This window comes from Chitinophaga filiformis, assembly GCF_023100805.1.
Taxonomy (GTDB): Bacteria; Bacteroidota; Bacteroidia; order Chitinophagales; family Chitinophagaceae; genus Chitinophaga; species Chitinophaga filiformis_B.
In genome coordinates this window covers 4,760,307-4,774,159 of sequence record NZ_CP095855.1, presented here as the reverse complement: position 1 = coordinate 4,774,159, position 13,853 = coordinate 4,760,307, and the positions used below count along the sequence as shown (strand labels likewise).

Below are 13,853 nucleotides of genomic sequence, written 5' to 3'. Positions count from 1 at the left end.
GTTTAAATTTTACCGTTTAAAAAATGAAGGGGCAAAAGTACCAAATAATCTAGAAAAACCCGATGCCTATATGCCAGCCAAACCAGCCGAAGACATCTTTGCCAAAGGTAAAGGGGCTGTAGTGCCTGAGCACCTTCATTTCATGCGGAGGATCACTTACATCCGGCTTGTCGCTATGATATAGCGTAAAGCTAGGTCCGGCAAAGAAGGTGATATTCTTCATCAGCCGTTTGTTCCAGGCAGCCTGTAACCTGAGCAAGGTATTGGTAGCATTCCAGTTGCCCAGGTAGATGTATTGGGAGGTGACTTCCGCAGTAATAAAAGCCGAGGGGGATAAATTGAAATCATGTCCGATACCGTAACCGAATGAGTAAGCCCTGTCCCTGCCCAGGCTCATACCTGCCAGCATGAGGCTGTATAACTTGCGGTTACCGGATTTATAGGCCAGGTTCAGGTCCAGCACCTCGTTATAATAGATCTGTACCTGGTGATAACCTCTTCTGACAAAGCTAACCAGGCCGATGCTGTAACCATCGGAGGAATCAGCGTAGTTGAGTAATCCGATCTGTACGCCTTTAAGAATGCCGGCATAGTTGACCAGGCCGGATATCTGCGTACCGATGGTGGTGTCTATGCTGACATTCATCAAACCAGCAATCTGAGCGCCCTTTATTCGCCTGGTATAGTTAACAGCGCCGGATATCTGTGCGCCGCTTGTGGTATCGATATTGACATTTACCAGACCTCCAATCTGCGCGCCCTTCAGTCCCTTGGTATAGTTAGCAGCGCCGGATATCTGCGCGCCGCTTGTGGTATCGATATTGACATTTACCAAACCGCCAATCTGAGCACCCTTCAGTCGCCTGGTATAGTTAATAGCGCCGGATATCTGTGCGCCGTTGGTGGTATCGATATTGACATTTACCAAACCACCAATCTGCGCCCCTCCAATACCCTGACTGTAGTTGACCGCACCTGCCACCTGTGCGCCGCTCACGGTTCCTCTTGCCACGCCGATAGCACCGGTAGCCTGCAGGCCCTCGAGATTCCCTCCGGAATAGCTGATAGCGCCTGAAAGTTGTCCGCCCTTTGAATCACCACCTGTCTGACTATATATACCGCTTGCCTGTATTCCGTGGAAACCGCGTTTCAGCATATTACTTATCCCCGCAGCCTGTACGCCTTTCAGTGAATCCATGGCGTGGTTATGCACGCCAGCCAGCTGCACGCCGGTTACACGTCCGCCGACAATATTAAATATGCCTGCGATCTGTACCCATTTCACATCCTTCTGATCAATGTTAAACACACTCGCCAATTCAACGCCACTCAGGCCAGCCGTATAACCACCGATCATGTTCAGTGAAAATTTATTGATCACCTGCGAGCCTATTTTACCATGTGTGCCAATAGCAGGTACAAGTGAGTACTGGTAAGGCTGTTTGGTAAAGAAGTCGCTCAGGTTAAGACTCTGCATCCGTTGGCGGGATGACAGGAAGAAGCGGCCGAACATGGTTTGTTCCACATGGGAGTATTTATTGATGTCTACTACACTGAGCTGTATGGGCGGGGCCGGTTTAATGCTGGCGTCAAGTTCCTGGTCATGTCCGGAAAGGATCAGCATAATAGTGTCCCGGTACAGGTCTTTGCTGACGGTGAGCATGGCCGCAGTTCTTTCTCTTTCACGCAGGCGTATCTTGTAATAGCCCTGTTCATTGGTCATGGTGGAGATGAGCTGCATTCTTTCATAAACACTGGCATTATTGATGGGAGAGCCTGTAACGGCGTCTTTTACATGGCCGCTTACCACGAACCATTTCTCTTTGGAAGAGGTGCCGGGCTGTATGATGACCTGGTTGCCTATTTCGCGGAACTGGAAATTGCCCTGAAACAACATATCCAGGACCTGTTTCACAGACTTGTTATTTACATGAACTGTTACGAGGCTATCATCATGAATAAATTCCTTTACATAAGAAAAGTGAAACCCGCCCTGCATACTAATTTTATCTAGTACTACGGCAAGGCGTTGGTGGTCGGCATCGACGGTAACCGTTTTATTGAGCGGACTTTGGGCATAACCGGCATAGCTTCCGAAGAAGAGTGCTACCAGCAGGAATAGATGTTTCAACAGAACAGTTTTGATATTTTGCGGCAAGATACTATCTATTTTTCTTTTTGGATATTAACTACTCATACAGTAGGTTTGTGCCGCATTTGGTTTCACCAGGTGGTGAATTAATAGGGAATCCGGTGTAAATCCGGAGCTATCCCCGTAGCTGTGATCCTGCATCGTATGATACGATCGGTTTTTCCGGACATTCAATCTCCCAATTGCCACTGTCTGCCTGAGGCGGACGGGAAGGCCCGGAAAAAGCAGGAGAGCCAGAAGACCTGCCAATAGCAACAGACATTCCGTGCCTTCGGGTGAAAGACACTTGATGCAGTTACAGCCTGTAGAGGCGCTGTTTCTTATTCTATCAATATTATTGGTGCCGGTAAGAAAGTCACTGTAGACAAGATTGCCTGCTATTGGTCTATTCAGCTGAATGAAGGTCATGGTATTCATCAAACGAGATAAACGTTCGAATTATGCATAAAAATTTACGCTCCTGGTTAATAGCCGGCTTAATGTTAGCCGTAGCCTCCTGTTCTGATGATGATGCGGTAACACCTCCTCCCGGCAAGTATGACAATGGTTTTTACATCATCAGCGAAGGCAATTATAGTGTTGCTGCCGGTGATGTTAACTTCTACGATTATGATAAGGACTCCATCTATAAATACGCCTATTCTGCGGAAAATCCCGGTAAAAAGCTGGGTACTTCCACCACCACCATGCAGTTTGGAACTATTTACAATGGGAAGTTATACCTGGTGGGTAAATTTGACGGCCCGTTCGTAGCGGCTGATGCAGCGACCCTGAAAGAGACCGGAAGAGTGGACAGTTTGCCGGGCCATGACGGCCGGGCTTTCCTGGGTGTGGATGACAGCCGTGGATTGCTCAGTACCGGTGTGGGTTTATATCCTGTTACCCTGTCTACGCTCGCATTAGGTACTAAGATCAGCAGTGTGGATGGTGAAGTGAAAGATATGATCAAAAGCGGTAATTATATATTTTTAATATCCGCCAGAGATGGCATCGTGGCCCTGAACGCCAATGATTACAGCCTGGCGAAGAAACTGGGGACTGCAGTATCAGGCTTTGTACAGGGTAAAGATGGTAATGTATGGGCTGCCTCCGCCACACAGTTGAAGAAGATCAATGCAGCTACGCTGGCGGTGGATAGCATCACAACCGGTTTCCCTGTTCATTATAATGAATGGACATATACCAATAGTTCTATGGTAGCATCCACTACAGATAATGCTATCTTTATCGTTTCCGGCAATAACAAGGTATACCGCTATACCGGTGATATTGCGTCTCTGGCTACGCCCTTCATCACCCTTCCCGCAGGACAATACTTCTACGGAAAAGGTATCGGTTATGATAAAACGAAGAATTACCTGGTGTTGAACAGCAACACGAATATCTACGGCGCTGATGCCAACAATACGATCTATATATACAATGCGACTACAGGGGCCTTGCAACGCAGCAAGACTTACGAGGGATATTATTTCCCTGGCATGGCTGTTTTCCATTAATCCATTTTGAGACACATTTGGACAATCGCCACTACATACGATCCGTATTTCTTTTTATCCTGTGCATCGCAGCTCACTACAGACTGCATGCACAAGATAAAGTGGCGCTGCCTGCGAAAGATTCTGCAGCCGCCAGGATGCTACAGGGCGTGACCATCTTCTCTGACAGGAGTAACCCCGTATCGCCGGTACAGACGTTAAGTGGCATTGCGCTGGAAAAGATGAACAGTCTTTCCGTTGCCGATGCGGTACGTTTCTTTTCCGGGGTGCAGCTGAAGGACTATGGCGGATTAGGTGGATTAAAAACTCTGAATGTGCGCAGTATGGGCACCAATCATACCGGTGTGTTTTACGACGGTATCCAGCTGGGCAATGCACAGAACGGAACCGTGGACCTGGGTAGGTTTTCTTTGGATAATATAGAACAGATAGATCTCTATAACGCGCAGAAAGGAGTGCTGCTGCAGCCGGCGAAAGGATTTGCCGCAGCTTCGGCCATTTACCTGCAATCCCGTAAGCCGGTGTTCGGGGAGGGTGAAAAGACCCATGGAAAAGTGGCGTTTAAAACAGGCTCTTTTGGACTGGTGAATCCGTCTGTGAGACTGGAGCAACGCCTGTCTGAGCGCTTATCGGCCGCAGTAAGCAGTGAATGGCTGCATGGCAATGGCCGTTATAAGTTCAGGTACACCAATGGCACCTACGATACCACTGCTGTCAGGGAGAATGCCGCGATCGATGCTGCCCGCGTGGAAGCAGGATTGTTTGGGCAATTGAGGGACAGCAGCAGCTGGCAGGCAAAGGTGTATTATTATAATTCTACACGCGGATTGCCAGGCGCTATTGTCAGTAATAAGTTCCTTAACGGACAGCATCAGTGGGACAGGAACTTTTTCATACAATCATCTTACAGGAAGCAATTCGGGAAGCGGTATACCATGCTGCTGAACGCGAAGTTCATGTATGATTATGTCCGCTACCTGGATACGGCGATCGTTACAGTGGATGGCCCGCTGATGAACCGGTATCAGCAGAAAGAATATTACATTTCTTCCGCCAACCAGTATCGGCTTACTTCTTTCTGGGATGTGGCTTTATCGGCCGATTTCCAGGTGAATGAAATGACGGCAGTGAATCTCGATCATTTTGCAATTCCCACCCGTTACAGCACACTGGCAGCGGCGGCTACACAGCTACGCCTTGGACCGGTTGCGCTGCAGGGAAACCTGTTGGCCACTATCGTGAATGAGCGCACCAAAGCGTATACAGCGGGCAGGGATTTTCATCGGTTTACCCCTACAATATTAGCGTCCTGGCAGCCCTTCGGGGGAGAAGACCTGAAGCTCAGGGCTTTTTATAAGAACAGTTTCCGGATGCCGACCTTTAATGACATGTATTATAGTACGGTGGGAAACCCTGCGTTAAGGCCGGAATATGCTAAACAGTATAATATCGGGGCAGGATATGCCAGGAACAGGGAAGGCTTCCTGCAGTTCCTTTCCCTGCAGGCAGACGCGTATTACACGCACGTAAAGGACAAGATCGTGGCTGCTCCGGGGCGCAATTTCCAGTGGATGATGCAGAATATCGGCTCGGTGGACATTTATGGCATTGACGCCAACGTGCAGTTGTCGCCCGTATTGCTGCGGGCCGTGAAGACAGACTTTTCCCTGAAGTATACCTACCAAAAGGCCATGGACATGAGCAATCCGGCGGAGGTCAATTACAAGGACCAGATCGCATATATCCCGGTACATAGCGGATCGTTTGTGGCCCATGCCTCCTGGAACAGGTGGGACGTAAACTACAGTTTTATTTATGTGGGGGAAAGATATTTCCTGAATACCAATATTCCGCTATATTACATGGAACCCTGGTATACCAGCGATGTGTCGGTCACAACCAGTTTATTGTTTGGCGGCAAGCTGCTGAAGCTGACAGGGGAATTGAACAATATATTCAACCAGTACTATGATGTTGTAATCAACTACCCAATGCCGGGTCGTTATTATCGTCTTACTGCCAGTATAAATTTTTAGCCTATGCGTTTTTACAGATCATTGCTGCTTGTGTGTGGATTGCTGACGGGGCTTGCTGCTTGTCGCAAGGGCGCCACTGTCGTACCGGGTGATGATACTCATGTGGGTGCAGACAGCCTGCGCAATGGTTTTTACCTGCTGAATGAGGGCAATATGGGTATGAACCTGGCTACGCTTGATTATTATAATAGCGGTACGGGTATTTACAGCAGTAATATTTACAGTACTATCAATCCCGGAGCAACGAAGGAATTGGGGGATGTGGGGAACGATCTCAAGATCTACGGTGGCAGGCTATATGCGGTGATCGCCATGTCTGACAAGGTGGAAGTAATGGATGTACACACGGCCAAACGTATCGGGCAGATCAATGTGCCATCGTGCCGGTATATTACTTTTTACAAGGGAAAGGCTTATGTCAGCTCTTATGCTACCACGGCTGGCGGCACTTCCGGTGTGAATGGCTATGTAGCGGAAGTGGACACGGCCACCTTACAGGTGATACGCACTGCCGGTGTGGGCCGGCAGCCGGAGGAGATGGCCATATCTGGCGATAAGCTGTATGTAGCCAATTCCGGGGGATATAGTCCGGGGAACTTTGAACGCAGCCTGTCGGTGATAGATATGCAGACTTTCAAAGAGACAAAACGTATAGATGTAGCCGTGAACCTGCACCATGTAAAGGCGGATAGATATGGCGATATCTATGTGACCTCCCGGGGCGACTATTACGACCTGCATTCAAAGCTGTATGTCATCAATACACAGCTCGATATTGTAAAAGACTCTCTGCAGCTGGCGGTCAGCGATCTTTGGATATCGGGCGACAGCGCCTATGTTTACGGCGTGGAGTGGAGTTATATAACGAATAAGAATACCATCAGCTATGGTATTGTTGATATTAAGAATGAACATATCCTGACGAACCGGTTCATTACAGATGGAACGGATGCGCAGATAACAACACCATCCGGTATAGCCGTCGACCCTACCACTAAAGAGATCTATGTAACGGACGCGAAAGACAACCTGCTGCCGGGTACATTATATTGTTTCAGCCCGGCGGGCAAAAAGAAATGGAGTGTGACCACGGGAGATATTCCGGGGCATTTTGCTTTTGTACGGAATTAACCAGTAAACCAGATTACTTATGCGTTTTAACAGAATGATTATTACAACGGGGCTGCTGGCAGCAGTGATGATGGGATGTTCTAAGGACGAAACAGCGGAACCGGGGGATAACGGTATCAGGCCTGTTACCGATAGCAGCAGTCCGTATATCAGTGCGGTGTTTGATTATCAGCCTGCACCCGGACAGTTTGTAAATGAAAGCATTGGTACGCCGGCGGGGGCCCGGAAGATCGTTGGTGGAACGACGGAAGTGCTGCATTTGGGCGCATTTGGCGGGTATGTGGTATTCGGATTCGATCATTCTATCCTCAATAAAAATGGCGCTGATCTGGCTATTTATGGTAATCCGGTGAAACCGCCTGTGGAGTTGTCCGAACCTGGTATTGTAATGGTGAGCAGGGATGAGAACAGGAACGGACGGCCCGATGATGCGTGGTATGAGCTGGCTGGTAGCGAATATGGCGCCGCCACTACTATCAAGCACTACAGGGTGACTTATTACAACCCCGGAGGCGTGAAAGACGTGCCCTGGAAAGATAGCCAGGGGCGTTCCGGTGCAGTGCTGATCAATAGTTTCCATAATCATTCATATTATCCTCTGTTTGCAGCTAACCAGGATTCTATCTCGTTTGAGGGAACATTGCTGAAAAGCACTTCCGGTGTATTGCCAGGGACAAGCACTTATGTGAATACAGGCTTTGCCTGGGGCTATGCGGACAACTGGGGAACGGATGCAGTTAAAGATCCTTATGCTACTAACCTGTACAACTCATTTGATATATCCTGGGCCGTGAACAGCAATGGAGAGACGGTTACGTTGCCGGCCATTGATTTCGTAAAGGTCTATACAGGACAGCAGGACAAAGGCGACCCGGCGGTAGGAGAGGTGTCAACAGAAATAAGAGGTGCCGTTGATCTGAATATGAAATAATTTGCTGCTAATTTTTGTTATTTTACAAGGGCTGTTCGCTGAAGGCGGACGGCCCTTTCCATTATTCATGTTCACGTTCTAAATTCAATTCCATGCTTAATGCCACATTTATGAGAAATGTGCTCCTGCTTTGTGCGCTGGCGGCGGTACTGACTGCATTCAGGTCTGGCAGCAGGACAACCGCTACACAGGCGCCTGTACCTGACAGTATTATGCCCGTAAGGGGCTTTTGTATCGGAGCGCCGAGAAAGCCCGCACTCGATGACTTTATCAAATTTATCAGGGAAGAACTGGTAACCCGTAAGGTCAACACCCTGATACTACGGGTGGACTACAACTATGAGTACGAAAGTTTTCCTGAGCTGAGGGACCCCGTGGCCTTATCCAAAGCCGATATCAAGAAGCTGGTGCAGGTATGCCGTCAGAACAAGATCAATCTCATTCCGCAACTGAACCTGCTGGGGCATCAATCCTGGGCTGGTCAGACGCACAACCTGCTGACGAAGTTCCCCCAGTTTGACGAAACGCCCTGGGTGAAGATGCCGGAGAAATACGAATGGCCTAATGCAGACGGGCTGTATTGTAAGAGTTATTGTCCGCTGCACCCCGAAGTGCACGACGTGGTATTCAAGCTGGTAGATGAGCTGTGCGATGCGTTTGAGAGCACAGCTTTCCATGCGGGGATGGATGAGGTATTCTATATAGGAGAAGCGAAGTGTCCCCGTTGTGGCGGCCGCGACAAGGCGGAATTATTCGCAGGAGAGGTGAGCCTGTTGCGCAATCACCTGGCAGAAAAGGGCAGGGATTTATGGATATGGGGCGATCGGCTTATAGATGGTAAAACCACTGGTATTGGTATGTGGGAAGGTAGTTTGAACAATACCTATCGCGCTGTTGACCTGATCCCTAAAGATGTGACGATCTGCGACTGGCATTACGACCGTCCGGATAAAACGCCGGTATATTTCGCGATGAAGGGCTTGAAGGTGATCACCTGTCCCTGGAGGAAGCCGGAATTTGCCACCCAACAAGTGAAGGATATGCTGGAATTCCGTGCGTCGGCTACACCGATCATGAAAGACAGGTACCAGGGAATGATGCAGACTGTATGGTCGGGAGCGGAAGACTTCATGGACGAATATTACGGCAGGAAACAGCCAAGGCCCCGTGAAGACGGTAAACCTGCAGATACGGTGCATACGCAGACGAAGTGTTTCCGTCAGCTATTTACCGAGATTAACAAGGCTACAATGTAGGTCTGAAAACATTAGATAGTAAAGCCCGGCAGCCTTTAAAGACTGCCGGGCTTTATTTTTGCCAGTTACTTGATACAGTCAAGCAACTATTTTTCAATTACTTGACCTTGTCAACCAGCTATTGCCGGAACCGGTTTTCTTCCCAGATCGCGCATAAAGCGGAAGTGGGAACGGACGGCCGACATCATAGTAGGCAGACAGTTGTACTGCACATTGAACTCCGCGCACTTGGCAGCCACGATCTTACTGATCTGTGGGTAATGCACATGGCTGATGCGGGGAAACAGGTGGTGTTCCACCTGGTAGTTTAGTCCGCCGACAAACCAGGAGATGATCTTATTACCCGGTGCAAAATTGGAGGTAGTATTGATCTGGTGGATAGCCCATTCATTCTCAATGACTTTCGTTTCGTCACCCACGGCTTCGAAATTAGTTTCTTCCACTACGTGTGCCAGCTGGAAAACGATGGCCAGCGTAAAGCCCATTACTACGTGCATAGCGGTAAATCCTATCAGCCAGGCCTGCCAGCCGAGGAGGGCAACGGGAAGCGCTACGTAGAATACAAGATACAATGCCTTACTGGCCCAGAACGTGAGATGATCTTTCATCTTCATGGGTTGCAATGGTGTTCTATATACTTTGCGGCTAAGATATTTGACAAAATCCATGATAAACACCCAAGCAAAGGAAGAGATCGCATAAATTGCTACGACGTAGATATGCTGTACACGGTGTGCCGGCGTCCATGTCTGGGTGCTGCATTGACGCATCAGCGGGCTCTTCGCGATGTCATCGTCCATCCCGTCCACATTTGTATAGGTGTGATGGATGATGTTATGTTTCTGTTTCCAGATAAAAGCATTTCCTCCCAGGGCGTTTAAGGTAAGGCCCAGGATATCGTTGACTGTTGAGTTTTCCGAGTAACTGCCGTGGCAGGCATCATGCATGACATTAAAACCTATACAGGCAAGAACGAACCCCAGTATTGCCGATAGCGCGATACCGGGCAGTGCCGCCATTGGAAATATCAGCAGGGAGAGATAGATTAGTACCGCCAGTGGGATGAGCACGATTGTCTTTATATACAGATGCCTGTTCCCTGTCTTTTTAATGTTGTTTTCCTTAAAGTACTCTTCCACAGCAGCTTTGAGCGATTGAAAAAAGAGTGCTTTCTTGTTGTTGAATGTAACTTTGGCCATAAAAGATTTTAAAAGAAAAAATTTAGTTCGCGATCAGTTGTAGGTAATAAATGTTGGCAATTGACGATAAAACAGAAGAAGAAAGAGCGGAATCAAGTTCAAAAAAAGTCGCATCCCCGTATTGCATATGCACAATGTACATATAAGGATTGATATATAAAAATGTTATAAATATGTTAATCTTATAATTGTGAACAATATGAGAAAATATTGAAAGAGAATGAGTTTTATTTGGTACAGTAGGTTTTATGAGTTACCTTCAACCTTTACAAATTTTTCAAATAGTACAAATGAACACAAAATTCCAGGGAACTGTAAAGTTCTTCAACGAGACAAAAGGCTTTGGCTTCATTAAGCATGATGAATCCAATAAAGAGACTTTTGTACACGTGAACGGTCTTATTCACGAAATCCAGGCAGATGACAGAGTAGAGTTTGAGCTGCAGGAAGGTAGGAAAGGTATGAATGCCGTTAACGTTAGACGTATCGACTAAGCTTGCTTTTTCATACATTTAGCAATGAACCCTCAGGCGAAGCCTGGGGGTTTTTGTTTTATGGTGGTTGACGAAGACGGGAGGTGATATTCATGTACCGGGGATAAAATGGGGAATTCCCATACCCCGGATTGAAAACCCAGGGCTACAAACAAGGGGACTCCTGGCGGAGTTCTATAAAGGTTTGTTAATGACGTTTGATGACCTGCGTACTATTCTGCTGATCCTGTTACATTATTTCTTAACTTTTAACCCATAAACGTAAACAAAATAACAGGATCAATGGCAGCACTCTTCTCACCCTTACAGATCAGGAATATTACATTCAGGAACAGGATTACCGTTTCGCCCATGTGTGAATACAGCTCAGAGAATGGTTTTGCCAATGACTGGCACTTAGTGCACCTGGGGAGTCGCGCGGTAGGAGGGGCCGGACTTATTATCACAGAGGCGGCGGCCGTTAGTCCGGAAGGAAGGATATCGCCTGCGGATCTTGGCATCTGGGACGACGCGCATATTGCGAATCTGCAAAGGATCACCGGTTTTCTTTCCGCTCATGGTGCCGTGCCTGGTATACAGCTGGCGCATGCGGGCAGAAAGGCAAGTACGGAAGTGCCCTGGAAAGGTATCAGGCTCGTACCCCCCGCAGAGGGCGGCTGGGAAGAGATCTACGCGCCCAGTGCCATTCCTTTCTCAGAGAAATACGGGAAACCCATCGCATTGACTACAGCAGGTATTCATAAAGTAATAGCAGATTTTAAAGCGGCCGCTGCACGTGCATTGAAGGCCGGTTTTAAAGTAATAGAGCTACATGGGGCGCATGGTTATTTGCTTCATCAATTCCTGTCACCGCTCAGCAATCACCGGACAGACGACTATGGCGGCAGCTTTGAGAACAGGATCCGCCTGGTACTGGAAGTAGTGGCAGCTGTGAGAGAAGTATGGCCGGAAGATTATCCCCTGTTTGTGCGGCTCTCTGCAACAGATTGGGCAGATGGCGGCTGGGACCTGGAAAGCACGACAGCACTGGCACGCATCCTGAAGGATAAAGGCGTAGATCTTATTGATACCTCATCAGGAGGATTAGCGCATCATCAGAAAATAACTGTCGGGCCCTTATATCAAACGCCGTTTGCAGAACATGTCCGCAGGGAGACGGGTATACTGACCGGTGCAGTAGGGCTGATAACTACGGCAACTGAGGCAGAGTCCATTATCGCGGAAGGGAAAGCTGATCTGGTGATCATGGCGAGGGAGTATCTGAGAGATCCGTATTTCCCCATGCATGCGGCGCATGAGTTGAAAGATGAATCGTTTGTGTGGCCGGTGCAATATGAACGGGCCAAGCCAAGGCATTAAACCGGCTCTCCAATATTGGTGTCATTAAATTATATATCCCCGGGTGTAATGCCGGGGATTTTTGTTTGTGTTCGTTTAAACGTCAACGTTTGAATGTATTAGAAATGAGATGTGCAATTGGCGTACTGAATATGCAATGATTTTATGTCTAAGTGAACACTAAAAAATTATTTCGTTATCCTGAAGATTGTTTAGTAAAAATGTAATAGTTTGCAGATTCCTCAACGTGCATTGTTAACCTTTTAATCCAATTATACTATACCTGATGACGGGACTAACGAGAATTTGTAATCCAACAGAATTACGAACAGAATTAACAGCTCTTTTCGCGAATGAGTGGGAAATTCCCAATGGTACAGCGGCTTCCATATATGATAACGTCGTACTGGAGTCAATAAAAAAGCTCAAGCCTACTGTACATTTCGTTATTGAAGCACCCTACGCCGACAGTATGTATCGGGATACTTATTATTCCTATTTCGCCACGAAATTAAAAGACTATAAAAAGGACTGTATCCGTTTGTCTTTCTTCGATGGTCCGCTTTCCGCAAGCGATTTCAGAGAGCATGCAGGCTTGTCAACACTCCAGGAGAGGTACTATGGTTTTATGGTGCTTAGGCCAACGATCCCCAACGTCATAGGAAGGAGTATTATACATCCGAAGGCGCTGCAGGAAGATAATTTTCTTTGTGTTACTTCCAGCTACCCGTCCAGTGTTCACGCTGTAAAATTGGTGGCAGAAGGGTTTCCTCATTCTTCTCAGGATGCTGAAATGATCAGTTGTGCTGAAACTTCGATCTGGGCCGTTATGGAATATTTTTCATCCAGGTATGCGGAATATAGTCCGGTGCCTCCATCTATGATCGCGGAGATTATTAAAAGTCGCTCTCATGCACGACTGATACCTACAGAAGGCTTGCTGACCGAACAAATCAGCTTTGCCATCAGGGAGCTTGGATTCGGTGCTAAAATTTATACCCGGGACGAGTTAGGAGATATCTTATTCCGGCGGGCCTTTTCGAGCTACATTGAAAGTGGTCTGCCTCTGATACTTGGAATGGATAACAGTCATCGAACGGGAACGATTGGCCACGCATTGATAGCTATCGGTCGGACGCAAACAACAGACGAGTTGACAGACAATCTCTTGGTTTCCGAGGAGTCTGATAGTGACTTAAAGTCTATTATTAGAGATAAAGGCATTCTGTTCTTTGATAATGATGACATTCCCAGAAAAATTGTATTTATAGACGATAATATGCCTCCATATCGGTTGCAGTCTTTTGATACTCCTGCATTACACTATAATGGCCCGGATTGGAAGGCCTGTAGAATTAACGAGTTTATTGTGCCTCTACATCCAAAACTGTATCTCGAAGCAATTACAGCCAAGGCTTATATAAAAGAGCTTTTACTGAGAGGAACTTTTCCCATTGCCAATGGCACTGAGATTTTTGTTCGGTTATTCTTGGCTTCCAGCCGATCTTATAAAGACTACATCGCTCGTAGTATAAACTTCAATTCTGACGCCAGAGAATATATTACTGATATGTTTATGTCTGAGTTCATATGGGTAGCTGAAATATCAGATAAAGTGAATATTAAGAGAAGGCAAGCATTCGGATTGTTTATCCTTGATGCAACTGAACCCAATCCCGATGGTTACAGTGCACTTATCTTTGGTGGCTATAAAAACATTTTTTATAGTTGGAACGGAAGGAAGAACAGATTGGTAAAGAAATGTTTAGATTTGGGTAATTTTAGTGTTTACATAAATAATTTAAAAGGGTTTTGAA

10 protein-coding genes and 1 riboswitch are annotated in these 13,853 nt (G+C 47.2%); of the genes, 8 read left to right on the top strand and 2 right to left on the bottom strand.

Translation table 11 applies throughout. The features are described 5' to 3' along the window. Window positions 1-49 precede the first annotated feature (49 nt). A complete protein-coding gene (locus tag MYF79_RS18675; RefSeq protein ID WP_247809163.1) occupies window positions 50-2,131 on the bottom strand; it encodes an STN and carboxypeptidase regulatory-like domain-containing protein in 2,082 nt (693 codons plus the stop codon). 70 nt (window positions 2,132-2,201) lie between these two features. Next, window positions 2,202-2,417: riboswitch (cobalamin riboswitch) on the top strand. Between the two features lie 175 nt (window positions 2,418-2,592). Between MYF79_RS18675 and MYF79_RS18670 the strand changes: the two genes are divergently transcribed. The 5 genes from MYF79_RS18670 to MYF79_RS18650 all read left to right on the top strand — a co-directional run bounded on the left by MYF79_RS18670 (window position 2,593) and on the right by MYF79_RS18650 (window position 9,005). Beyond that, complete coding sequence (locus MYF79_RS18670) at window positions 2,593-3,651, top strand: DUF5074 domain-containing protein (RefSeq protein WP_247809162.1); 1,059 nt, start codon at window positions 2,593-2,595, stop codon at window positions 3,649-3,651. A gap of 17 nt (window positions 3,652-3,668) precedes the next feature. Then, on the top strand, window positions 3,669-5,687 hold the full coding sequence (locus tag MYF79_RS18665; protein WP_247809161.1) for a TonB-dependent receptor: 2,019 nt from the start codon (window positions 3,669-3,671) through the stop codon (window positions 5,685-5,687). Between the two features lie 3 nt (window positions 5,688-5,690). After that, window positions 5,691-6,818 (top strand): DUF5074 domain-containing protein, encoded by a 1,128-nt coding sequence (locus MYF79_RS18660; protein ID WP_247809160.1) that lies wholly within the window; start codon window positions 5,691-5,693, stop codon window positions 6,816-6,818. A gap of 19 nt (window positions 6,819-6,837) precedes the next feature. Next, window positions 6,838-7,749 carry a hypothetical protein gene (locus tag MYF79_RS18655; RefSeq protein ID WP_247809159.1) on the top strand — a complete coding sequence of 304 codons (912 nt, stop codon included), beginning with the start codon at window positions 6,838-6,840 and terminating at the stop codon, window positions 7,747-7,749. Window positions 7,750-7,859: 110 nt separating this feature from the next. Then, window positions 7,860-9,005: a family 20 glycosylhydrolase gene (locus MYF79_RS18650; RefSeq protein WP_247809158.1), complete on the top strand. Its 1,146-nt coding sequence runs from the start codon at window positions 7,860-7,862 to the stop codon at window positions 9,003-9,005. 110 nt (window positions 9,006-9,115) lie between these two features. On the opposite strand, the gene MYF79_RS18645 is transcribed toward MYF79_RS18650, so the two are convergent. Then, the gene (locus MYF79_RS18645; protein ID WP_247809157.1) at window positions 9,116-10,204 is read right to left on the bottom strand and encodes a fatty acid desaturase family protein; all 1,089 of its coding nucleotides are present in this window, start codon (window positions 10,202-10,204) and stop codon (window positions 9,116-9,118) included. A gap of 290 nt (window positions 10,205-10,494) precedes the next feature. Between MYF79_RS18645 and MYF79_RS18640 the strand changes: the two genes are divergently transcribed. The 3 genes from MYF79_RS18640 (at window position 10,495) to MYF79_RS18630 (ending at window position 13,852) form a co-directional block, all read left to right on the top strand. Then, on the top strand, window positions 10,495-10,698 hold the full coding sequence (locus tag MYF79_RS18640) for a cold-shock protein (RefSeq protein WP_145716217.1): 204 nt from the start codon (window positions 10,495-10,497) through the stop codon (window positions 10,696-10,698). 282 nt (window positions 10,699-10,980) lie between these two features. Beyond that, on the top strand, window positions 10,981-12,057 hold the full coding sequence (locus MYF79_RS18635) for an NADH:flavin oxidoreductase/NADH oxidase (protein WP_247809156.1): 1,077 nt from the start codon (window positions 10,981-10,983) through the stop codon (window positions 12,055-12,057). A 265-nt stretch (window positions 12,058-12,322) separates the two neighbouring features. Beyond that, window positions 12,323-13,852 (top strand): hypothetical protein, encoded by a 1,530-nt coding sequence (locus tag MYF79_RS18630; RefSeq protein ID WP_247809155.1) that lies wholly within the window; start codon window positions 12,323-12,325, stop codon window positions 13,850-13,852. The last annotated feature ends 1 nt before the right edge of the window (window position 13,853 follow it).